This window comes from Pseudomonas sp. PvP089 (assembly GCF_017875165.1).
Taxonomy (GTDB): Bacteria; Pseudomonadota; Gammaproteobacteria; order Pseudomonadales; family Pseudomonadaceae; genus Aquipseudomonas; species Aquipseudomonas fortuita.
Genome location: NZ_JAGGME010000001.1, coordinates 2127550 through 2149016 on the forward strand (window position 1 = coordinate 2127550; position 21467 = coordinate 2149016).

A 21467-nucleotide genomic window follows, 5' to 3' on the forward strand; every position below is an offset into this window, starting at 1 on the left:
CAGGTCCCACCATGGCAAACAAGACCCTGCGCATCCTCATCGCCGACGCCCACCCATGCCAGCGGCTGCAGCTGGAACGGTTGCTCAATGGCCTGGGCTATTACCGGATAGCCCCCGTGGAGAGCTTCGAGGAGCTGCAGCGCCTGGTGCATTGCGCCTTGCAGCCCTTTCATCTGTTGCTGGGCAATATCGAGCTGGCAAACCATGCAGGGGTTGACCTTGAGCGCTTCTGCCGGGTCAGCACGCAAATCCAGCACGCCCTGCTTTACCACTCCAGTCAATTGAGGGTGCCTTCAGTACCGGCGACCGAACGCCAGGCGGTCAGCCTGAGCCTGCCGCACGTGCCAGATAACGAGGCGCTGGAGTCGTTCATGGCGATCATCGACGCGCCACTGCTGGTCGGCAAATTGCCGCTGCCGAGTGGCATGCCGGCTGCTACGGTGCGGCCACGGCCGCGGGCCAACTTCGCGCACACGGTGTTCAACCGCTAGCGGCGCAGCGGGCAGGGCAACGGGGCCGCTATTTGTTATCCTCTTGCCCTTTGCCGATTTGCGGACCCTGCCATGACTGCCATCGATACCGCTCGCCCGCCCCGGTTCAGCCGCGGCGATCACCGGACCTTGGGCCTGGCTGCGTTGGGCGGCGCGCTGGAAATCTACGACTTCATCATTTTCGTGTTCTTTGCGCTTACCCTCAGCCAGTTGTTCTTCCCGCCCGAAATGCCGGAGTGGCTGCGCCTGCTGCAAAGCTTCGGCATCTTCGTCACCGGGTACCTGGCGCGGCCGCTGGGCGGCATCCTGATGGCGCACTTCGCGGACCACCTGGGGCGCAAGCGGGTCTTCAGCCTGAGTATTCTGATGATGGCCTTGCCATGCCTGTTGATCGGGGTAATGCCGACCTATGCCGACATCGGTTATGCCGCGCCGCTGATCCTGCTGGCCTTGCGCATCCTGCAGGGCGCGGCGGTGGGGGGCGAAGTGCCGAGTGCCTGGACCTTCGTCGCCGAACATGCGCCCATCGGGCGGCGCGGTTACGCCTTGGGCTTCCTGCAGGCCGGGCTGACCTTCGGCTACCTGCTGGGGGCGCTGACCGCGACCTTGCTGGCGCAAGTATTCACACCGCAGGAGATCCTCGACTACGCCTGGCGCTACCCGTTCCTGCTCGGTGGGGTGTTTGGTGTGATTGGCGTGTGGCTGCGCCGCTGGCTCAGCGAAACGCCGGTGTTCCTGGCCCTGCGCGCGCGCCAGGAGCAACCGGTGAAGTTCCCGCTGCGAAGGGTACTGGGCGAACACCGCCGGGCGCTGATCCCGGCGGCGTTGCTGACCTGTGTGCTGACTTCTGCCGTGGTGGTGCTGGTGGTAATCACCCCAACGGTGATGCAGCAGCGCTTCGGCATGAGCGCCGGGCACACCTTTGCCCTCAGCAGCGTGGGGATTGTCTTCCTCAATATCGGCTGCGTGCTGGCCGGCTTGCTGGTTGACCGCGTGGGCGCCTGGCGCGCGCTGATGCTCTACAGCGTGCTGCTGCCGCTGGGCATTGGCACGTTGTACGCCAGCCTGAATGGGCAGTGGGGCATGACCTGGCTGGCCTACGCGTTGGCGGGTTTGAGTTGCGGTGTGGTGGGGGTGGTGCCGTCGGTGATGGTCGGGCTGTTCCCGGCCGAGATCCGGGTGTCGGGCATTTCCTTCACCTACAACGTGGCCTACGCACTGTGGGCCAGTACCACGCCGCTGGCGCTGATCGCGCTGATGCCGTGGAGCCCGTGGGTGTGTGTCGGGTTTTGTCTGATCATGGGTATGGTTGGGTTGCTGACGGCCCTGTATTTCGGGCGCCGTGAGCCATTGGCGTTTGCGGCAGAGCCGATGGCGATCATGTGTGGTGACAAATGATCGGGTAACGCGCGTGGGGCCTTGAGTCATCCTTCCGGGCGGGGGTTATTGGAATAACCTATTGGCCAAATTTAACCTGGAAGGTTAATTTCTCATGGAAAAGAGAACGCCTCACTGTCCGTTGGAAAGGGTAAAAGTCTTGGCTGCTGCCAGGCGCATCAGCCCTACAGGCGCTGCACTGAGAGGCGCCAGAGCCCTGGGAATGGATTATCCGGGCATGCTTGAAGTGATCTCCTGTTTGGAGCGTACTGATTTCTACAAGAGCATGACCAGCCATATGGATCACCGCGTTTGGCAGGACGTCTATCGTCCGCTTACAGCATTTGGGTACGTTTATCTGAAAGTGTCCGTGGTAGACGACGTGCTCATCGTGTCTTTCAAGGAGTTGTAACCATGAGATGTCCAGTATGCGGCGGTGCGGAGCTTGCACCTGATGTTCAGGGGATGCCCTATAGCTATAAAGGAGAGGCGACCGTCATCCCTGACGTAAGTGGCGATTACTGTTGCGCCTGTGGTGAATGTGTACTTAGCCACGATGAAGCCATGCGTGTCAGTAACCTGATGACGGCATTCGAGCGTCAAGTCAACGCAACTGTTGTGGATCCTTCCTTCATTGCTTCAATCCGCCGTAAGTTCGACCTCGACCAGCGTGAAGCGGGGGAAATTTTCGGGGGTGGCGTCAACGCGTTCTCCCGTTATGAAAACGGCAAGACCACACCACCCGTGGCGTTGGTGAAACTGCTCAAGCTGCTGGATCGCCATCCAGAACTCTTCGAGGAAGTGCGTACTGCCTGATTTTGGCACGTAACAAAAAGCCCCCGGCTCATGAGAACCGGGGGCTTTTTGTTACGGCAAGGGCAGGGCCTTACATGTTCGGGTAGTTCGGCCCGCCAGCGCCTTCAGGGGTAACCCAGGTGATGTTCTGGGCCGGGTCCTTGATGTCGCAGGTCTTGCAGTGCACGCAGTTCTGCGCGTTGATCTGGAAGCGCTTGTTGCCGTCTTCCTGGGTGACCACTTCGTACACGCCCGCCGGGCAGTAGCGCTGGGCCGGCTCGTCGTACAGCGGCAGGTTGCTGGCGATCGGGATGCTCGGGTCGGTCAGCTTCAGGTGGCAGGGCTGTTCCTCTTCGTGGTTGGTGCTGGAGAGGAATACCGAGCTGAGCTTGTCGAAGCTGAGCTTGCCGTCCGGTTTCGGGTAGTCGATCTTTTTCGAGTCGGCGGCCAGCTTGAGGCAGGCGTAGTCCGGCTTGGTATCGTGCAGGGTGAACGGCAGCTTGCCGCCGAACCAGTTCTGGTCCACATAGTTGAACGCGGCGCCCAGCAGCGGGCCGAACTTGTGCATGGCAGGGCCGAAGTTGCGGCTGGCGAACAGTTCTTCGTGCAGCCAGCTGGCCTTGAAGGCGCTGACGTAGCTGTTCAGCTGGTCACCGCCTTCGCTGCCGGCGATCAGGGCGTCGGCCACCGCTTCGGCGGCGAGCATGCCGGACTTCATGGCGGTGTGGCTGCCCTTGATCTTGGCCACGTTCATGGTGCCCAGGTCGCAACCGATCAGTGCGCCGCCCTTGAAGACCATTTTCGGCAGCGAGTTGATACCGCCCTTGGCCAGGGCACGGGCACCGTAGCTGATGCGCTTGCCGCCTTCGAGGTACTGGCTGATCACCGGGTGGTGCTTGAGGCGCTGAAATTCGTCGAATGGCGACAGGTACGGGTTGGCGTAGGACAGGTCGACGATCAGGCCAACCACCACCTGGTTGTTTTCCAGGTGATAGAGGAACGATCCACCGGTGTTGTCCTTGGCGACCACATCCAGCGGCCAGCCGGCGGTGTGAACCACCAGGCCCTGCTCGTGTTTGGCCGGGTCGATCTCCCAGATTTCCTTCAGGCCGATGCCGTAGTGCTGGACGTCGGACTCGCTGTCGAGGTTGAAGCGCTTGATCAGCTGCTTGCCGATATGGCCGCGGCAGCCTTCGGCAAACAGGGTGTACTTGGCGCGCAGTTCCATGCCCGGGGTGTACAGGCCGTCCTTCGGGTTGCCTTCGCGGTCGACACCCAGGTCGCCGGTGACGATGCCGCGGACTACGCCGTTGTCGTCGAACAGCGCTTCCTGGGCGGCGAAGCCCGGGTAGATTTCCACGCCCAGGTTCTCGGCCTGCTGGGCCAGCCAGCGGCACAGGTTGCCCAGCGAGATGATGTAGTTGCCATGGTTGTGCATGGTTTTGGGCACGAACAGGTCAGGCACCTTGGTGGCGCTGCCGGCATCCTTGAGCACATAGATGTCGTCGCGCTTCACTTCGGTATTGAGCGGTGCGCCGAGTACTTTCCAGTCCGGGAACAGTTCGTTCAGGGCGCGGGGTTCGAACACCGCGCCAGAGAGGATGTGGGCGCCGACTTCAGAGCCTTTTTCCACCACGCAGACGCTGATTTCGCTACCGGCTTCGGCGGCCTTCTGCTTCAGGCGGCAGGCGGCGGACAGGCCTGCCGGGCCGGCGCCGACGATGACCACGTCGAATTCCATGTATTCGCGTTCCACTGGTTCTCTCCTACTCATCAAGGCTCGTGCTGTTGCTTTGTCTTATTGGGTGCTTGCGCGCAGTGGCTCATCACGGGAGCGGAACTGTAGCTGCGCAAATGACGGACTACACCGTTTTGTCTTGGCCGCGCATTATATCTACACCACTTGGCAGGTCCAATACAAACGTTTGTTTGAATTTGCCGCAGGCCAGTAAAATCACAGGAACGCGGCTGGAGGGTGACCGATTTGCCGTATTGACCGGATGGGGTGTTACGGTCAAGATACGAGCGGTTTTACGTTCGCCGTAGGCTTGCAGCCGGGCGCAGGTACACCTCTAAAGACCAGGTGTGGAGCAGGGTTTTGCGGCCTTTGGCCGGTTTGTAGTGGAGTTTACACGCCACGACAGAAAATGACCCGTGAGTATTTGTCTCAGGAGTCCGGACAAGACTGTTCGGTCACTGTGAAGTTTGCTCGCTCCGGTACGTTTTTAGAGGTGCCCTTGTACCCACGCGCATCGCCGGGCTCAGCCCCAGGCGACTATCTATTCACCGGAGAGTAACGAGGAATCCATGAAGGTTCTTGTAGCTGTCAAACGAGTGGTCGACTACAACGTCAAGGTTCGCGTCAAGGCGGACAACTCCGGCGTCGACCTTGCTAACGTCAAGATGTCCATGAACCCCTTCTGCGAAATCGCCGTGGAAGAGGCCGTACGCCTGAAGGAAAAAGGCGTTGCGACCGAGATCGTCGTCGTTTCCGTCGGCCCGACCACCGCCCAGGAGCAGCTGCGTACTGCGCTGGCCCTGGGTGCCGACCGTGCCATCCTGGTCGAAGCCGCCGATGAGCTGAATTCGCTGGCCGTGGCCAAGGCGCTGAAAGCCGTTGTCGACAAAGAGCAGCCGCAGCTGGTCATCCTTGGCAAGCAGGCCATCGACAGCGACAACAACCAGACTGGCCAGATGCTGGCTGCGCTGACCGGCTACGCCCAGGGCACCTTCGCCTCCAAGGTCGAAGTCGCTGGCGACAAGCTGAACGTCACCCGTGAAATCGATGGCGGCCTGCAGACCGTATCGCTGAACCTGCCAGCCATCGTCACCACCGACCTGCGCTTGAACGAGCCACGCTATGCGTCGCTGCCGAACATCATGAAGGCCAAGAAGAAACCGCTGGAGACCGTCAACCCTGGCGATCTGGGCGTTTCGCTCGCCTCCACCAACAAGACCCTGAAAGTCGAAGCGCCGGCTGCCCGCAGCGCGGGTATCAAGGTCAAGTCGGTGGCCGAACTGGTCGAGAAGCTGAAGAACGAAGCGAAGGTAATCTAAATGACTATCCTGGTTGTCGCTGAATACGAGAACGGTGCAGTCGCACCGTCTACCCTGAACACTGTTGCCGCAGCTGCCAAGATCGGTGGTGATGTGCACGTGCTGGTCGCTGGCCAGAACGTCGGTGGCATTGCCGAGTCTGCTGCCAAGATCGCGGGTGTGGCGAAAGTGCTGGTTGCCGACAACGCAGCTTACGCACACGTCCTGCCGGAGAACGTGGCGCCGCTGATCGTCGAGTTGGCCAACGGTTACAGCCACGTGCTGGCCCCGGCCACCACCAACGGCAAGAACATCCTGCCACGCGTTGCCGCACTGCTGGATGTGGACCAGATCTCCGAGATCATCTCGGTCGAGTCCGCCGACACCTTCAAGCGCCCGATCTATGCCGGTAACGCCATTGCCACCGTGCAATCGAGCGCTTCGGTCAAGGTCATCACCGTGCGTACCACCGGCTTCGACCCAGTCGCCGCCGAAGGTGGCTCGGCCGCTGTTGAAGCGGTGAGTGCCGCGCACAACGCCGGTATCTCGGCCTTTGTCGGTGAAGAGCTGGCCAAGTCCGACCGCCCGGAACTGACCGCTGCCAAGATCGTCGTTTCCGGCGGCCGCGGCATGGGCAACGGTGACAACTTCAAACACTTGTACAGCCTGGCCGACAAGCTGGGCGCTGCCGTTGGTGCTTCGCGCGCTGCGGTCGACGCAGGCTTCGTGCCGAACGACATGCAGGTCGGCCAGACCGGCAAGATCGTTGCGCCACAGCTGTACATCGCCGTCGGTATCTCCGGCGCGATCCAGCACCTGGCCGGCATGAAAGACTCCAAAGTGATCGTTGCGATCAACAAGGACGAAGAAGCGCCGATCTTCCAGGTGGCCGATTACGGCTTGGTCGCTGACTTGTTCGAAGCGGTTCCGGAGCTGGAAAAGCTGGTCTGATCCGCCTGCTTCACTTATAAAGAACCCGGCCCTCGCATTGAGGGTCGGGTTTTTTTATGGGTTGAGGAGTGAGGGATGACGTTGCGCGGAACGGGCAGGGCGCTGGTATGCATGGCGGCGTTGGCGTCGCCGCTGGCCATGGCAGCAGGCAAGTGTGAGCGCCTGGTGGCAACCGGCAGCCCCGATGCGCCGCCCTACTCTTGGCAGGACCCGAAAGACCCGAAACATTTGATCGGTGCCAACGTGGACCTGTTGCGCCAGGTGGCTGGCGAGCTGGGCGTGAAGGTGGAGGTGCTGAATGCCGGCCGTCGCGACCAGGCCCTGGAAGAGGTGCGCAGCGGGCGTATGGACCTGCTGCTCGATACACCCATGCAGGTCGAACAGCTCACCGCGCTGGACTACATCCACCCACCCCTTCAGCTCAACGAATACCTGGTGTGGACACGCCATGACGCCGAGTTGACGTTCGATGGCCCGGCGGACCTGGCCAAATACCAGGGCAGCTTGTCCGAACGCGCGCGCCTGACCCCGGCCTTTACCGCGTTTGCCAAGGCCCAGCTGAAGCTGGTGCCGGCGCAGAACCTGACCCAGGCATTCCAGAAGCTGGTGCTTGGCCAAGTGGATTATGTGCTCGCCGGCCGCTATTCGGGCATGGCCATGGCCCAGAGCCTGGGCATGAACAATGACCTGATCGCCCGCGGCCTGCCGGTGGACCGGCCAGGTCTGTATTTGGCCCTTTCCCACAACTCGGCATGCAATGACAGCTGGTTGCGTGGGCAATTGGCAAAAAAACTGACAGAATTGCCGATCTCCGGTGCGTCCGAGGCCGTCCTGCAACGAAATGTCGAGCGCTGGAAAGCGCAATTGCAGGTGCCGGCGGACGCCCCCAAACACTAGGAAGATTGCGTGAGAACCCAACCACTAATCCTTGCCTTGGCCGTGCTCGGCCTGGCTGGCTGCGCCAATGATCCGGCCCCTGACGAGCAGATGCGCATTTCCGAACAGGCACTGGAGCAGGCCAGGGCCGTAGGTGCCACCGAGCAGGTCGAGACGCTGAAGATGGCTGAAGACAAGCTGGCCCGGGCCAAGACCAACATGCTGACCGAAGATTACCGCGATGCGCGCATGCGCGCCGAGCAGGCCGAACTGGATGCTCGCCTGGCCGAGGCCCAGGTGCTGAACCAGAAGAGCGAAGAGCAGTTGCAGCTGCTGCAGTCGCGGGTCAAGCGCTTGCGCAAGCAGCTGGAGGTGCAGCCATGATCCGCCGTACGCCATTGGCCGCGTTGGCGTTGCTGGCGCTGGCAGCAGCCTTGCAAGGTTGCGCCAGCCAACGCAGCTCTGCAGCGCTGGAGGAAGCCAGTGCCACTTTCGCCAAGGTCAAAGATGATTCCGATGTGCTGCGCAGTGCGCCGCGTGACGTGATCCGCGCGGGCGAGTCGCTGGCCCGTGCCGAGCGCCTGTCCAGCTACATCGGCACCGGTTCCGATGTGCGTCATTACGCTTACCTGAGCCAGCGTTACAGCGAGATTGCCAGTGAGCATGCCAAGCTGGCGCTGAACCAGGAGCGCCAGGCCAAGCTTGACCTCGAGCGTCAGCGCCTGCAGCTGGCTTTGCGCGAGGCCAAGCTGGCCAGCGTGCAGCAGCAGGGCAAGTGGGTCGAGTCGCAGATCGCGGCGCTGGCTTCGGAGCAAGCCGACCGTGGCCTGGTGATGACCCTGGGTGACGTGCTGTTCGATACTGGGCGTGCCGACCTGAAAAACTCGGCCAGCCGTACCGTACTCAAACTGGTGCAGTTCCTTCAGCTGAACCCGCGACGGGTGGTGCGTATCGAGGGTTATACCGACAGCACTGGCGCCGCCGAGGACAACCTGAACCTGTCCCGCGACCGGGCGCAGGCCGTGGCCGACATGCTGGTGGACCTTGGCATCGACGAAAAGCGCCTGCAGGTCGAGGGCTATGGCGACCAGTACCCGATCGAGGCCAATGCCTCTGAGCGGGGCAGGGCGCAGAACCGCCGGGTGGAGATCGTCTTCTCCGACGACAAAGGCAAGCTCGCACCGGCGCGCTGAGTTACAGCTCCCACTGGGAATGCGTGTCAGGCGTCATTGTGGGAGCGGGCTTGTCCCGCGAAGGGGGCCGCGCGGTGCATGGCACCGGCTTTTCCGGTGTTCGCGGGGCAAGCCCGCTCCCACAAGGTCCCTGCCAGATCAAAAGCCATGTTTTTGTTGAAAGGAGGCTGGATTGCCGGGGGGGCGCCAGGCAGCCCCGCTTTTTGTCGGCTTAGTCGTTTCGATAGCTGTCACGCTGTTGTATTGTCGACTATGTTGCATTCTGTCCCAGTACACTTTGCAACTGTTACGGTATCCTCTACCGTCACTGAGCCGCACAAGAACAACGAGCCTGCCGCCATGACCAACCTGCTGCTGTACCAGCGTATCGCCCAGCAACTGGCCGATGACATCCGTCGCGGTGTCTACCAGCCAGGCGAGCGTGTACCCTCCGTGCGCAAGATGAGTGCCCAGCTCAATGTCAGCCATGCCACGGTGCTGCAGGCTTATGCCAACCTCGAAGACCAAGGGCTGATCCGCGCGCGGCCGCAGTCGGGCTACTACGTGCACCAGACGCCGGCCCTGACTGCGCAAACGCCGGACATTGCCCGGGTGGAGCGCCCCGGTCTGGTCACCCGCGCCAGCATCATCCAGCAAGTGCTGACCGAGGCGCGCCGTGATGGCGTGTTCCCGTTTGGTGCTGCGGTGCCGCATGTCGACTACCTGCCGGTCCGTGCCCTGCATCAGCAAATTGCCAAGGTCACCCGCTTTCACAGCCCGCGCGCGTTCAGCTACATGTTCAGCCCCGGCTTTGAGCCGTTGCGCCGGCAGATCGCCATTCGCATGCGCGATGCTGGCGTGCTGGTCGACCCCCGTGAAGTGATCGTGACCCATGGCTGCGTCGATGCCCTGCAAATGTCATTGCGCGTGCTGACCCGCCCGGGCGATCTGATTGCCGCCGAGTCGCCGACGTATTACGGCTTGCTGCAACTGGCCGACCTGCTGGGCCTGAAAGTGATCGAAATCCCCAGTGACCCGTCCACCGGTATCAGCCTTGAAGCCTTGCAGCTGGCGGCCAACCAGTGGTCGATCAAGGCCCTGGTGCTGACCGCCCGCCTGAGCAACCCGTTGGGCGGCACTGTTCCTGAAGAGCGGCAGAAGCAGTTGCTGCGCCTGGCGTCGGACTTCGACATCCAGATCGTCGAGGATGACATCTATGGCGAGTTGATGTTCGAGCAAGGCAAGACCAAGGCGCTGAAGGCATTCGACCGGCTGGACCGGGTGATCTACTGTTCAAGTTTCTCCAAAACCTTGTCCCCTGGTGTGCGCGTTGGCTGGATGATCGCCGGGCGCTATCAGGACGAGATACAGCGCCTGCAGACCTTCACCACTCATTCGGCCTGCAGCGTGACGCAGATGGGCGTGGCGGCCTACCTGGAAAATGGCGGCTACGACCGGCACCTGCGCTACATACGCCAGGAGTATCGCAAGAACCTCAGCGCCTACCAGTTGGCGGTGCAGCAGCACTTCCCGGAGGGTACCCAGATGACTCGGCCGACGGGCGGTTTCATCCTCTGGATAAGCTTGCCCGGGCGGGTCAATACCCAGGAACTGCATGTGCGGGCGCTGGAGCAGGGCATCAGCATTGCGCCGGGGTTAATATTCAGTAACACAGAACAGTTCAATCACTGCATCCGCCTTAATTGCGGCATCCCGTGGAACAAGGAGGCCGAGCGGGCAGTGATGACGCTGGGTTTGCTGGCTCAGCAGTTGTGCAGGGAGCCTGCGCTCACACTTTTGTAAGGCTTGCCAGGCGCTTGTGGAACATGGAACATACGCACCTTTCTTGCCAATCTGTCCATTTGCCATGAATGCTTTGCGCCGTTTTGCCCTGATCTTGTGTCTTGCACCGCTCTGCTACCCGGGCGGTCCAACCTTGGCTGCGCAGCCGGCGCAACAGGCGCAGGCAGCCCAGAGCAAGCCCGTGCAAAAAAAAGTGGCAGCCAAGCCCGCGCCGAAGCAGGTGGTGAAAAAAACCGGCAACAGCAAGACCAAGGCGCACAAACCCGTCAGTAAAGCGGTTGCCAAACCACTGCCCAAGGCAAAGCTGGACCTCAGCCTGCCAGTCGATATGGTCAATACCCTTGAGCCGGATGTGGGTACCCCGTCGCCCATCCAGCGGCGCAAACCTTTGCTGCCGCCGATGTTCACCGAAAAGCCCGAAACCAATGACAGCCCGTTCCAGCTCAATGGCCGGCTTATCAATAACGAAATGCAGCTGCAGTTGCGTAATGACAGCCGTCATGACGTGGAGGGGGCGGCGATCGATTTCGAGTATCGGCAGTAGCCGGGAACTGACTGCCGGGTCACGGCAGATTTCATCGTGCCAGCAATTTCAAACGCCTGTTTGAGCGGTTACTATCCAGGGACGTTCGTCCCGTTTTGTTCCAGGGAGTCCTGATTTTGGTGAATAGCCATGAACTGCCGTGAAGGCTGTGGTGCTTGCTGCATCGCCCCGTCCATCACGTCTGCGATGCCGCGCATGCCCAATGGCAAGCCGGCTGGTGAGCGCTGCCTGCACCTGACGGCTGCCAACCTGTGCGACCTGTTCGGCAAGCCCGAGCGGCCGGCGGTATGTGGCGGCTTCAAGGCAGATGTCGAGGTGTGCGGCAGTGACCGTGACGAGGCAATCAGGATTCTTGGCTGGTGGGAGCAGATGACGGCGGCGTGACAGGCTGGATCTTCGACAACAAGGATAAACATGATGAGATCGTTCAAGCGAATTGCACTGCTGTGTGGCGTGGGTGTTCTGCTGTCGCCTGCGGCCTGGGCCGAAAACTGGCAGGTGGCCAAGGACGAGGAGGGCATCAAGGTATCCCTCAGTGAAGTGGCCGGGTCCAAGTACAAGGCTTATCAGGGCGTCACCGTAATCAAGGCGCCGCTGGCCAAGGTGCAGGCGTTGCAGGAAGACGTGGCCGGGGCCTGCGCATGGATTCATGAGTGCAAGTCGCAGAAGCTGCTCAAGCACGAAGGTGATCAGAGCTGGACCTACACCCAGTTCAATACCCCTTGGCCGGTAACGCCGCGAGATTCGATTCTGCACGTGACCACTGTCAAGGGAGCGGACGGCAGCCTGGTGCGTAACCTGAAGGAAGAGCCGACCTATCTGCCGGAAGAGAAGGGCTATGTGCGGGTGGCCAAGGTTGAGGGCTTCTGGAAGCTGGTACCCAAGGGCGACAGCACGGAAGTGACCTACCAGGTGCACACCGAGCCGGGGGGTAGCGTGCCGGCGATGGTGGCCAACAAGTTCGTGGTGGACGCGCCGTTCAATACCCTGAAAGGGCTGCGGGAGCGGGCTGAGAAAAACTGAGGTTTAACGCAAGGCCGCTCCCGCAAGGGTCGAAACGCGGCCACCAGGACCTGGAAGAAAAAAGGCTGCCCGAGGGCAGCCTTTTGCGTTCGGCTAAAAAAGCTTACTTGCGGTCTTTCAGTGCAGTGATATCGCGTTTTTGCTCGCCGGTGTACAGCTGGCGCGGACGGCCGATCTTGTACGGGCTGGAGAGCATTTCTTTCCAGTGCGAGATCCAGCCGACAGTACGTGCCAGGGCGAAGATCACGGTGAACATGCTGGTCGGAATGCCGATCGCCTTGAGGATGATCCCCGAGTAGAAGTCGACGTTCGGGTACAGCGAGCGCTCGATGAAGTACGGATCGGTCAGGGCGATCTCTTCGAGGCGCATGGCCAGTTCCAGCTGCGGGTCGTTCTTGATGCCCAGCTCGCGCAGGACTTCGTCGCAGGTCTGCTTCATGACGGTAGCACGCGGGTCGCGGTTCTTGTACACGCGGTGACCGAAGCCCATCAGCTTGAACGGGTCGTTCTTGTCCTTGGCCTTGGCGATGAAGGTGTCGATGTTCGAGACATCGCCGATTTCATCGAGCATGGTCAGTACGGCTTCGTTCGCACCGCCATGGGCCGGGCCCCACAGTGCGGCGATACCGGCGGCGATACAGGCGAACGGGTTGGCACCCGACGAGCCGGCCAGGCGAACGGTAGAGGTGGAGGCATTTTGCTCGTGGTCGGCGTGGAGGATGAAGATCCGGTCCATTGCCTTGGCCAGCACCGGGCTGATCGGTTTGATCTCGCACGGGGTGTTGAACATCATGTGCAGGAAGTTTTCCGCGTACGACAGGTCGTTGCGCGGGTACATCATCGGCTGGCCCATGGAGTACTTGTAAACCATCGCGGCCAGGGTCGGCATCTTGGCGACCAGGCGCACCGCGGAAATTTCGCGGTGTTGCGGGTTATTGATGTCCAGGGAGTCGTGATAGAACGCCGACAGGGCGCCGACTACGCCACACATCACCGCCATCGGGTGAGCGTCGCGGCGGAAGCCGTTGAAGAAGGACTTCAGCTGCTCGTGAACCATGGTGTGGTTCTTGACGGTGCTGACGAACTGGGCCTTCTGCTCGGCATTCGGCAGTTCGCCGTTGAGCAGCAGGTAGCACGTTTCGAGGTAGTCGGACTGTTCGGCGAGTTGCTCGATCGGGTAGCCGCGGTGCAGCAGGATACCTTTGTCGCCGTCAATATAGGTGATCTTCGACTCGCACGAGGCGGTCGCCATGAAACCGGGGTCGAAGGTGAAGTGACCAGTGGCCCCTAACCCGCGGACGTCGATTACATCAGGACCAACGGTGCCGGTTAAAATGGGCAGCTCGACGGGGGCAGCGCCCTCGATGACCAACTGCGCTTTTTTGTCAGCCATGTGGCCTCCTATTAATGCTTGAAATCATCAGACAGACCCCCCACGCAGGGCCCGCACCACTATAGAGGGATAAATTCAGATGTCAATTTGCCTAAAGGCTTGTTGAATCAGGCATTCAAGCCTGATTTTTCCCGAAATTCTCGCCCATTTACGCCTTTTGTTCGTTAAAGGCAATGCGCTATTTGGGCTACCCCGTCACGTTGTCATAAGCAGCCTAACTGTCTATACTCGGCACCCGACCGCCAGGGGCTTGCAAGCCCGAACTGCTGGGGGTCGCCGTTCCCTGGGTGGTGGGTACCTGACCAGTACACTTACCAACAACTTTGCCCTGATTCGCTAGGGGCTCTTCAGTGTGAAAAAAGCCGTGAAAAGCCAACGACCTGTAAACCTAGACCTAAGGACCATCAAGCTCCCTGTCACTGCATACACGTCCATTCTGCACCGTATCTCCGGCGTCATCCTGTTCATCGGCCTTGCCATCATGCTTTATGCACTGGGCAAATCGTTGGGCTCCGAGGAAGGCTTCGGTGAGGTGAAGGCGTGTCTGACCAGCCCGCTGGCCAAATTCGTGACCTGGGGCCTGTTGTCCGCCCTGCTTTATCACCTCGTGGCAGGTGTACGCCACCTGATCATGGACATGGGCATCGGTGAGACGCTGGAAGGCGGCAAGCTGGGCTCGAAAATCGTGATTGTCATCTCCGTGGTGCTGATCGTTCTGGTGGGAGTTTGGGTATGGTAACCAATGTCACGAACCTGTCGCGTTCGGGCCTCTATGACTGGATGGCGCAACGCGTCTCCGCGGTCGTTCTCGCGGCTTACTTCCTCTTCCTGATCGGCTACGTGGTCGCCCACCCAGGCATCGACTACACCCAGTGGCATGGTCTGTTCTCCAACAACGCGATGCGGATCTTCAGTCTGCTGGCCCTCGTTGCCCTGGGCGCTCACGCCTGGGTCGGCATGTGGACCATTGCAACCGACTACCTGACGCCTATGTCGTTCGGCAAGTCGGCAACTGCGATTCGTTTCCTGTTCCAGGCGGTATGCGGCGTTGCGATGTTCGCTTACTTCGTCTGGGGTGTGCAGATTCTCTGGGGTATCTGATCCATGGCTAGCATTCCAACCATCTCATTCGACGCCATCATCATCGGTGGCGGCGGCGCCGGCATGCGTGCTGCGCTGCAACTGGCTCAAGGCGGCCACAAGACTGCCGTAGTCACCAAGGTCTTCCCGACCCGCTCGCACACTGTATCCGCCCAGGGCGGCATCACCTGCGCCATCGCTTCGGCTGACCCGAACGACGACTGGCGCTGGCACATGTACGATACCGTCAAAGGTTCCGACTACATCGGTGACCAGGACGCTATCGAATACATGTGTCAGGAAGGCCCGGCTGCGGTCTTCGAACTGGACCACATGGGCCTGCCGTTCTCGCGTACCGAAACCGGCCGTATCTACCAGCGTCCGTTCGGTGGCCAGTCCAAGGACTTCGGTAAAGGTGGCCAGGCCGCCCGTACTTGTGCCGCTTCCGACCGTACCGGTCACGCGCTGCTGCACACCCTGTACCAGGGCAACCTGAAAGCCGGTACCACCTTCCTCAACGAGTACTACGCCGTTGATCTGGTAAAGAACCAGGAAGGCGCTTTTGTCGGTGTGATCGCGATCTGCATCGAAACCGGCGAAACCATGTACATCAAGTCCAAGGCCACCGTTCTGGCCACTGGCGGTGCAGGCCGTATCTACGCCTCCACCACCAACGCCCTGATCAATACCGGTGACGGTATCGGTATGGCCCTGCGTGCCGGTGTACCGGTGCAGGACATCGAGATGTGGCAGTTCCACCCGACCGGCATCGCCGGCGCCGGTGTACTGGTCACCGAAGGCTGCCGCGGTGAGGGTGGCTACCTGATCAACGCCCACGGCGAGCGCTTCATGGAGCGTTACGCGCCGAACGCGAAAGACCTGGCCGGCCGCGACGTGGTTGCCCGTTCCATGGTCAAGGAAATCATCGCCGGCAACGGCGTGGGCCCGAACAAGGACCACGTACTGCTGAAGCTGGACCACTTGGGCGAGGAAGTGCTGCACAGCCGCCTGCCAGGTATCTGCGAGCTGTCCAAGACCTTCGCCCACGTCGACCCGGTCGTCGCGCCGGTGCCGGTCGTTCCGACCTGCCACTACATGATGGGTGGCGTTGCCACCAACATCCATGGCCAGGCCATCACCATGGACGAAGAAGGCAAGGATCACATCATCCCTGGCCTGTTCGCCGTAGGTGAAGTGGCGTGCGTATCGGTTCACGGTGCCAACCGCCTGGGCGGCAACTCGCTGCTCGACCTGGTGGTGTTCGGCCGTGCAGCCGGTCTGCACCTGGAGAAGGCGCTGAGCGATGGTATCGAGCACCTCGACGCCAGCGACACCGACATCGAAGTTGCCCTGAACCGCCTGAACAAGCTCAACGAGCGCTCCACTGGCGAAGACGTTGCCAGCCTCAAGCGCGAGCTGCAGAGCTGCATGCAGAACTACTTCGGTGTATTCCGTACTGGCGAATACATGCTGAAGGGTATCGAGCAGCTGGCCGGCCTGCGTGACCGCATCGCCAACGTCAAGATCAACGACAAGTCCCAGGCCTTCAACACCGCGCGTATCGAAGCGCTGGAGCTGCAGAACCTGCTGGAAGTCGCCGAAGCTACCGCCATCGCGGCCGAAGCCCGTAAAGAGTCCCGCGGCGCTCACGCCCGTGAAGACTTCGAAGACCGTGACGACGAAAACTGGCTGTGCCACACCCTGTACTACCCGGGTGAGAAGCGCGTTGCCAAGCGTGGCGTCAACTTTGCGCCGAAGACCGTACCGGCCTTCGAGCCAAAAATCCGGACTTACTAAGGGTGGCTGCTATGTTGAAAGTCGAAGTTTATCGTTACAACCCCGACACCGACTCGGCGCCCAAGATGGAGTCGTTCGACGTCGATACCGGTGGCAAGGACCTGATGGTTCTCGATGTATTGGCGCTGATCAAGGAAAAGGACGAGGGTTTCTCGTACCGTCGCTCCTGCCGTGAAGGCGTGTGCGGTTCCGATGGCATGAACATGAACGGCAAGAACGGCCTGGCCTGCATCACCCCGCTGTCGGGTGTGGTCAAAGGCAACAAGCTGGTTCTGCGCCCGCTGCCAGGTCTGCCGGTCATTCGTGACCTGGTGGTCGATATGAGCATCTTCTACAAGCAGTACGAGAAGGTGAAGCCATTCCTGCAGAACGACACGCCGGCCCCGGCCATCGAGCGCCTGCAGTCGCCTGAAGAGCGTGACAAGCTGGACGGTCTGTACGAGTGCATCCTGTGCGCTTGCTGCTCGACCTCCTGCCCGTCGTTCTGGTGGAACCCGGACAAGTTCCTGGGCCCCGCCGCACTGTTGCAGGCCTACCGCTTCCTGGCCGACAGCCGTGACACCAAGACTCAGGAGCGCCTGGCGTCCCTGGATGACCCGTTCAGCGTATTCCGCTGCCGCGGGATCATGAACTGCGTAAACGTTTGCCCGAAAGGTCTGAACCCGACCAAGGCAATCGGTCACGTACGTAACATGCTGCTGCAAAGCGGCACCTGATACAACCTGTTGTACCTGCAGTAAGCCGAGGTGCGGGTGTTGAGCCCGCACTGAGGTAAAACCCGAACAAGGGCCCACAAAGCCCGCGTTCATACCTATGAAGATATGAGACCAGCAGGGGCTTTCCGGGCTGGTACCCGGAAAATCAGCAGGATCCAAGTGGCGTGGTTCAGTCGCTTTATTCGGACTTTTCCAGGTTTGCTGTGGCTCTCGCCGATCAGTCCCCTAATCGAGGGTGACCAAGCATGCAAGAAAGCGTGATGCAGCGCATGTGGGATAGCGCCCACCTTTCAGGTGGTAACGCTGCATATGTGGAAGAGCTCTACGAACTCTACCTGCACGACCCTAACGCTGTGCCAGAAGAGTGGCGCACTTACTTCCAGAAGTTGCCAGCCGACGGCAGCACCGCTACTGATGTATCGCACTCGACAATCCGCGACCATTTCGTACTGCTGGCAAAGAACCAGCGCCGCGCCCAACCGGTATCCGCCGGGAGCGTGAGCAGTGAACACGAGAAGAAGCAGGTTGAAGTTCTGCGACTGATCCAGGCCTATCGTATGCGCGGCCATCAGGCTGCCAAGCTCGACCCGTTGGGGTTGTGGCAGCGCCCTGCGCCCGTAGACCTGTCGATCAATCACTACGGCTTGACCAATGCCGATCTTGATACGACCTTCCGTGCCGGCGACCTGTTCATCGGCAAAGAGGAGGCGAGCCTACGCGACATCTTCGATGCACTCCAGAAGACATATTGTCGCACCATTGGCGCCGAATTCACCCACATCGTCGATTCCGAGCAGCGCAGCTGGTTCCAGCAGCGCCTGGAAAGCGTACGCGGCCGTCCGGAGTTTTCCGCTGACGTGCAGGCGCACCTGCTGGAGCGCGTGACCGCCGGTGAGGGCCTGGAAAAGTACCTGGGTACCAAGTATCCGGGCACCAAGCGTTTCGGCCTTGAAGGTGGCGAGAGCCTGATCCCGATGCTGGATGAAATGATCCAGCGTTCCGGCTCGTACGGCACCAAGGAAGTCGTCATCGGCATGGCCCACCGTGGCCGCCTGAACGTGCTGGTGAACACCTTCGGCAAGAACCCGCGCGAGCTGTTCGACGAGTTCGAAGGCAAGAAGATGAACGAGCTGGGCTCCGGTGACGTGAAGTATCACCAGGGCTTCTCCTCGAACGTGATGACCACCGGTGGTGAAGTTCACCTGGCCATGGCGTTCAACCCGTCCCACCTGGAAATCGTTTCGCCTGTGGTCGAGGGTTCGGTGCGCGCCCGTCAGGACCGCCGCAACGATACCGCTGGCGACAAGGTGCTGCCGATCTCGATCCACGGCGACGCCGCATTCGCCGGCCAGGGCGTGGTCATGGAAACCTTCCAGATGTCGCAGACCCGCGGTTTCAAGACCGGCGGTACCGTGCACATCGTGATCAACAACCAGGTGGGTTTCACCATCAGCAACCCGCTGGACGCGCGCTCCACCGAGTACGCCACCGACGTTGCCAAGATGATCCAGGCGCCGATCCTGCACGTCAACGGCGATGACCCGGAAGCCGTGCTGTTCGTTACCCAGCTGGCCATCGACTACCGCATGCAGTTCAAGCGTGACGTGGTGATCGACCTGGTCTGCTACCGTCGTCGTGGCCACAACGAGGCTGACGAGCCGAACGGCACCCAGCCGCTGATGTACCAGCAGATCAGCAAGCAGCGCACTACCCGTGAGCTGTATGCCGAGGCGCTGATCCAGGCCGGTCGTATCGACGCCGAGCGTGCTCAGGCCAAGGTCGACGAGTACCGCAACGCGCTGGACAATGGCCTGCACGTGGTAAAAAGCCTGGTCAAGGAGCCGAACCGCGAGCTGTTCGTCGACTGGCGTCCGTACCTGGGTCACGCCTGGACCGCGCGTCACGACACCCGTTTCGACCTCAAGACCCTGCAGGACCTGTCGGCCAAGCTGCTCGAGCTGCCGGAAGGTTTCGTGGTCCAGCGTCAGGTGTCGAAGATCTACGAAGACCGTCAGAAGATGCAGGCCGGCGGCTTGCCGATCAACTGGGGTTATGCAGAGACCATGGCCTACGCCACCCTGCAGTTCGAAGGTCACCCGATCCGCATGACCGGCCAGGATATCGGCCGTGGCACCTTCTCGCACCGTCACGCGGTGCTGCACAACCAGAAGGACGCCAGCACCTACATTCCGCTGCAGAACCTGTTCCCGGGCCAGCCACGTTTCGACCTGTACGATTCGTTCCTGTCCGAGGAAGCGGTACTGGCCTTCGAATACGGCTACTCCACCACCACGCCAAACGCGCTGGTGATCTGGGAAGCCCAGTTCGGCGACTTCGCCAACGGTGCGCAAGTGGTGATCGACCAGTTCATCACCAGCGGTGAGCACAAGTGGGGCCGCCTGTGCGGTCTGACCATGCTGCTGCCACACGGGTACGAAGGGCAGGGCCCGGAGCACTCCTCCGCGCGTCTGGAGCGTTACCTGCAACTGTGCGCCGAGCACAACATCCAGGTCTGCGTACCCACTACCCCGGCACAGATCTACCACCTGCTGCGTCGCCAGGTCATCCGCCCGCTGCGCAAGCCGCTGGTGGTCCTGACGCCGAAGTCGCTGCTGCGCCACAAACTGGCCGTTTCGACGCTGGAAGACCTGGCAGAAGGCTCGTTCCAGACCGTGATCCCGGAAATCGACGCAATCGATCCGGCCAAGGTCGAGCGCCTGGTGCTGTGCAGCGGCAAGGTCTACTACGACCTGCTGGAAAAACGCCGTGCCGAAGGCCGCGAAGACATCGCCATCCTGCGTCTCGAGCAGCTGTACCCGTTCCCGGAGGACGACCTGGTCGAAATCCTGGCCCAATACAGCAACCTCAAGCACGCCGTATGGTGCCAGGAAGAGCCGATGAACCAGGGCGCCTGGTACAGCAGTCAGCACCACATGCGCCGTATCCTGGGCCGCCACAACAAGGCTCTGACCCTGGAATATGCCGGTCGCGACGCTTCTGCCGCACCCGCCTGTGGTTACGCTTCGAAGCACGCCGAACAGCAGGAAAAACTGCTGCAAGACGCCTTCACTGTCTAACGCCTTCGCGCACCTGAAACCGAATTTAAGGAAACACAGATAATGGCTATCGAGATCAAAGCCCCAACCTTCCCGGAATCGGTTGCCGATGGCACCGTTGCCACCTGGCACAAGAAGCCGGGCGAAGCCGTCAAGCGTGACGAGCTGATCGTCGACATCGAGACCGACAAGGTTGTCCTGGAAGTACTGGCGACTGCCGATGGCGTGCTGGGCGACATCGTCAAGGGCGAGGGCGACACTGTCCTGTCCGACGAATTGCTGGGTTCGATCGTTGAAGGCGGTGCTGCCGCTGCTCCTGCCGCAGCAGCCGCGCCTGCTGCAGCTCCGGCTGCTGCCGCTGACGCTGGCGAGGATGACCCGGTTGCTGCACCGGCCGCGCGTAAGCTGGCTGAAGAAAACGGCATCGACCTGGCCTCTGTTGCCGGTACCGGTAAAGGCGGTCGTATCACCAAGGAAGACGTGGTTGCTGCTGTTGCCAACAAGAAGTCGGCCCCTGCCGCTGCCCCGGCTGCCAAGCCTGCTGCTGCCGCTGCTGCCCCGGTTGTCGTCGCTGCTGGCGACCGCACCGAGAAGCGCGTGCCGATGACCCGTCTGCGTGCCAAGATCGCCGAGCGTCTGGTCGAAGCCCAGTCCAACATGGCGATGCTGACCACCTTCAACGAAGTGGACATGACCGAAGTCATGGCCCTGCGTTCGAAGTACAAGGACCTGTTCGAGAAGACCCACAACGGCGTGCGCCTGGGCTTCATGTCGTTCTTCGTCAAGGCAGCTACCGAAGCGCTGAAACGCTTCCCGGCTGTCAACGCCTCGATCGACGGCAACGACATCGTCTACCACGGCTTCGCCGACGTCGGGGTTGCCGTGTCCAGCGACCGTGGCCTGGTGGTACCGGTGCTGCGTAACGCCGAGTCGATGAGCCTGGCTGAAATCGAGAACGGCATCGCCACCTTCGGCAAGAAGGCCCGTGACGGCAAACTGTCCATCGAAGAGATGACCGGTGGCACCTTCACCATCACCAACGGTGGTACCTTCGGTTCGATGATGTCGACCCCGATCGTCAACCCGCCGCAGGCCGCCATCCTGGGCATGCACAACATTATCCAGCGCCCGATGGCCATCAATGGCCAGGTCGTGATTCGCCCGATGATGTACCTGGCGCTGTCGTACGATCACCGCCTGATCGACGGCAAGGAAGCGGTAACCTTCCTGGTCACTATCAAGAACCTGCTGGAAGATCCGTCCCGCCTGCTGCTGGACATCTAATCGCGCAGCTGTAAGCTGCAAGCCGCGAGCTTCAAGCCGAAGCCTGCTGGTCTTGCGGCTTGCGGCTTGCCGC

General features: G+C 61.1%; 21 protein-coding genes. 19 read left to right on the forward strand and 2 right to left on the reverse strand.

Going from position 1 to position 21467, the window contains the following annotated elements; genetic code table 11:
• Positions 1 to 11: 11 nt before the first annotated feature.
• From J3A71_RS09655 to J3A71_RS09670, 4 genes are all read left to right on the forward strand, one after another.
• The gene (locus tag J3A71_RS09655) at positions 12 to 491 is read left to right on the forward strand and encodes a hypothetical protein (RefSeq protein WP_023048065.1); all 480 of its coding nucleotides are present in this window, start codon (positions 12 to 14) and stop codon (positions 489 to 491) included.
• Positions 492 to 563: 72 nt separating this feature from the next.
• The gene (locus J3A71_RS09660) at positions 564 to 1889 is read left to right on the forward strand and encodes an MFS transporter (RefSeq protein ID WP_060519867.1); all 1326 of its coding nucleotides are present in this window, start codon (positions 564 to 566) and stop codon (positions 1887 to 1889) included.
• A gap of 94 nt (positions 1890 to 1983) precedes the next feature.
• Positions 1984 to 2280 (forward strand): type II toxin-antitoxin system MqsR family toxin, encoded by a 297-nt coding sequence (locus tag J3A71_RS09665; protein ID WP_060519866.1) that lies wholly within the window; start codon positions 1984 to 1986, stop codon positions 2278 to 2280.
• 2 nt (positions 2281 to 2282) lie between these two features.
• Positions 2283 to 2684: a type II TA system antitoxin MqsA family protein gene (locus J3A71_RS09670; protein WP_060519865.1), complete on the forward strand. Its 402-nt coding sequence runs from the start codon at positions 2283 to 2285 to the stop codon at positions 2682 to 2684.
• A 70-nt stretch (positions 2685 to 2754) separates the two neighbouring features.
• Here J3A71_RS09670 and J3A71_RS09675 read toward each other — a convergent pair whose 3' ends face one another.
• Positions 2755 to 4437, reverse strand: coding sequence for an electron transfer flavoprotein-ubiquinone oxidoreductase (locus tag J3A71_RS09675; RefSeq protein ID WP_096426566.1), 1683 nt, complete (start codon positions 4435 to 4437; stop codon positions 2755 to 2757).
• 533 nt (positions 4438 to 4970) lie between these two features.
• Between J3A71_RS09675 and J3A71_RS09680 the strand changes: the two genes are divergently transcribed.
• From J3A71_RS09680 to J3A71_RS09720, 9 genes are all read left to right on the forward strand, one after another.
• On the forward strand, positions 4971 to 5720 hold the full coding sequence (locus tag J3A71_RS09680; RefSeq protein ID WP_016488290.1) for an electron transfer flavoprotein subunit beta/FixA family protein: 750 nt from the start codon (positions 4971 to 4973) through the stop codon (positions 5718 to 5720).
• Positions 5721 to 6650 (forward strand): FAD-binding protein, encoded by a 930-nt coding sequence (locus tag J3A71_RS09685; RefSeq protein ID WP_096426565.1) that lies wholly within the window; start codon positions 5721 to 5723, stop codon positions 6648 to 6650. It abuts the gene before it with no gap.
• Between the two features lie 75 nt (positions 6651 to 6725).
• Entirely contained in the window at positions 6726 to 7547 is an 822-nt protein-coding gene (locus tag J3A71_RS09690; protein WP_023048067.1) for a transporter substrate-binding domain-containing protein, read from the forward strand.
• Between the two features lie 9 nt (positions 7548 to 7556).
• Positions 7557 to 7910 carry a DUF4398 domain-containing protein gene (locus J3A71_RS09695; protein WP_016488287.1) on the forward strand — a complete coding sequence of 118 codons (354 nt, stop codon included), beginning with the start codon at positions 7557 to 7559 and terminating at the stop codon, positions 7908 to 7910.
• On the forward strand, positions 7907 to 8719 hold the full coding sequence (locus tag J3A71_RS09700; protein ID WP_016488286.1) for an OmpA family protein: 813 nt from the start codon (positions 7907 to 7909) through the stop codon (positions 8717 to 8719). Before J3A71_RS09695 ends, J3A71_RS09700 begins: the two co-directional genes overlap by 4 nt.
• A gap of 339 nt (positions 8720 to 9058) precedes the next feature.
• A complete protein-coding gene (locus tag J3A71_RS09705) occupies positions 9059 to 10501 on the forward strand; it encodes a PLP-dependent aminotransferase family protein (protein WP_016488285.1) in 1443 nt (480 codons plus the stop codon).
• A gap of 64 nt (positions 10502 to 10565) precedes the next feature.
• Positions 10566 to 11045 (forward strand): hypothetical protein, encoded by a 480-nt coding sequence (locus J3A71_RS09710; RefSeq protein ID WP_095115700.1) that lies wholly within the window; start codon positions 10566 to 10568, stop codon positions 11043 to 11045.
• A 129-nt stretch (positions 11046 to 11174) separates the two neighbouring features.
• The gene (locus tag J3A71_RS09715) at positions 11175 to 11429 is read left to right on the forward strand and encodes a YkgJ family cysteine cluster protein (RefSeq protein WP_009684718.1); all 255 of its coding nucleotides are present in this window, start codon (positions 11175 to 11177) and stop codon (positions 11427 to 11429) included.
• Positions 11430 to 11462: 33 nt separating this feature from the next.
• Complete coding sequence (locus J3A71_RS09720; RefSeq protein ID WP_031312010.1) at positions 11463 to 12068, forward strand: START domain-containing protein; 606 nt, start codon at positions 11463 to 11465, stop codon at positions 12066 to 12068.
• Between the two features lie 103 nt (positions 12069 to 12171).
• Here J3A71_RS09720 and gltA read toward each other — a convergent pair whose 3' ends face one another.
• On the reverse strand, positions 12172 to 13461 hold the full coding sequence (gltA, locus tag J3A71_RS09725) for a citrate synthase (RefSeq protein WP_016488282.1): 1290 nt from the start codon (positions 13459 to 13461) through the stop codon (positions 12172 to 12174).
• 352 nt (positions 13462 to 13813) lie between these two features.
• Between gltA and sdhC the strand changes: the two genes are divergently transcribed.
• The 6 genes from sdhC to odhB all read left to right on the forward strand — a co-directional run bounded on the left by sdhC (position 13814) and on the right by odhB (position 21394).
• Positions 13814 to 14200, forward strand: a complete 387-nt coding sequence (gene sdhC, locus J3A71_RS09730; RefSeq protein WP_008091902.1) for a succinate dehydrogenase, cytochrome b556 subunit — start codon at positions 13814 to 13816, stop codon at positions 14198 to 14200.
• Positions 14194 to 14562 (forward strand): succinate dehydrogenase, hydrophobic membrane anchor protein, encoded by a 369-nt coding sequence (gene sdhD, locus J3A71_RS09735; RefSeq protein ID WP_003254214.1) that lies wholly within the window; start codon positions 14194 to 14196, stop codon positions 14560 to 14562. Before sdhC ends, sdhD begins: the two co-directional genes overlap by 7 nt.
• Positions 14563 to 14565: 3 nt before the next feature.
• Positions 14566 to 16338, forward strand: coding sequence for a succinate dehydrogenase flavoprotein subunit (sdhA, locus tag J3A71_RS09740; RefSeq protein WP_016488281.1), 1773 nt, complete (start codon positions 14566 to 14568; stop codon positions 16336 to 16338).
• An 11-nt stretch (positions 16339 to 16349) separates the two neighbouring features.
• Positions 16350 to 17054, forward strand: a complete 705-nt coding sequence (locus tag J3A71_RS09745) for a succinate dehydrogenase iron-sulfur subunit (RefSeq protein ID WP_008091906.1) — start codon at positions 16350 to 16352, stop codon at positions 17052 to 17054.
• 245 nt (positions 17055 to 17299) lie between these two features.
• Positions 17300 to 20131 (forward strand): 2-oxoglutarate dehydrogenase E1 component, encoded by a 2832-nt coding sequence (locus tag J3A71_RS09750; protein WP_016488280.1) that lies wholly within the window; start codon positions 17300 to 17302, stop codon positions 20129 to 20131.
• Positions 20132 to 20173: 42 nt separating this feature from the next.
• A complete protein-coding gene (gene odhB, locus J3A71_RS09755; RefSeq protein WP_016488279.1) occupies positions 20174 to 21394 on the forward strand; it encodes a 2-oxoglutarate dehydrogenase complex dihydrolipoyllysine-residue succinyltransferase in 1221 nt (406 codons plus the stop codon).
• Positions 21395 to 21467: the final 73 nt, after the last annotated feature.

Coding starts and splice junctions, on each gene's coding strand:
- J3A71_RS09655 (WP_023048065.1), top strand. CDS start 12: ATGGCAAACAAGACCCTGCGCATCCTCATCGCCGACGCCCACCCATGC.
- J3A71_RS09660 (WP_060519867.1), top strand. CDS start 564: ATGACTGCCATCGATACCGCTCGCCCGCCCCGGTTCAGCCGCGGCGAT.
- J3A71_RS09665 (WP_060519866.1), top strand. CDS start 1,984: ATGGAAAAGAGAACGCCTCACTGTCCGTTGGAAAGGGTAAAAGTCTTG.
- J3A71_RS09670 (WP_060519865.1), top strand. CDS start 2,283: ATGAGATGTCCAGTATGCGGCGGTGCGGAGCTTGCACCTGATGTTCAG.
- J3A71_RS09675 (WP_096426566.1), bottom strand. CDS start 4,437: ATGAGTAGGAGAGAACCAGTGGAACGCGAATACATGGAATTCGACGTG.
- J3A71_RS09680 (WP_016488290.1), top strand. CDS start 4,971: ATGAAGGTTCTTGTAGCTGTCAAACGAGTGGTCGACTACAACGTCAAG.
- J3A71_RS09685 (WP_096426565.1), top strand. CDS start 5,721: ATGACTATCCTGGTTGTCGCTGAATACGAGAACGGTGCAGTCGCACCG.
- J3A71_RS09690 (WP_023048067.1), top strand. CDS start 6,726: ATGACGTTGCGCGGAACGGGCAGGGCGCTGGTATGCATGGCGGCGTTG.
- J3A71_RS09700 (WP_016488286.1), top strand. CDS start 7,907: ATGATCCGCCGTACGCCATTGGCCGCGTTGGCGTTGCTGGCGCTGGCA.
- J3A71_RS09705 (WP_016488285.1), top strand. CDS start 9,059: ATGACCAACCTGCTGCTGTACCAGCGTATCGCCCAGCAACTGGCCGAT.
- J3A71_RS09710 (WP_095115700.1), top strand. CDS start 10,566: ATGAATGCTTTGCGCCGTTTTGCCCTGATCTTGTGTCTTGCACCGCTC.
- J3A71_RS09715 (WP_009684718.1), top strand. CDS start 11,175: ATGAACTGCCGTGAAGGCTGTGGTGCTTGCTGCATCGCCCCGTCCATC.
- J3A71_RS09720 (WP_031312010.1), top strand. CDS start 11,463: ATGAGATCGTTCAAGCGAATTGCACTGCTGTGTGGCGTGGGTGTTCTG.
- gltA (WP_016488282.1), bottom strand. CDS start 13,461: ATGGCTGACAAAAAAGCGCAGTTGGTCATCGAGGGCGCTGCCCCCGTC.
- sdhD (WP_003254214.1), top strand. CDS start 14,194: ATGGTAACCAATGTCACGAACCTGTCGCGTTCGGGCCTCTATGACTGG.
- sdhA (WP_016488281.1), top strand. CDS start 14,566: ATGGCTAGCATTCCAACCATCTCATTCGACGCCATCATCATCGGTGGC.
- J3A71_RS09745 (WP_008091906.1), top strand. CDS start 16,350: ATGTTGAAAGTCGAAGTTTATCGTTACAACCCCGACACCGACTCGGCG.
- J3A71_RS09750 (WP_016488280.1), top strand. CDS start 17,300: ATGCAAGAAAGCGTGATGCAGCGCATGTGGGATAGCGCCCACCTTTCA.
- odhB (WP_016488279.1), top strand. CDS start 20,174: ATGGCTATCGAGATCAAAGCCCCAACCTTCCCGGAATCGGTTGCCGAT.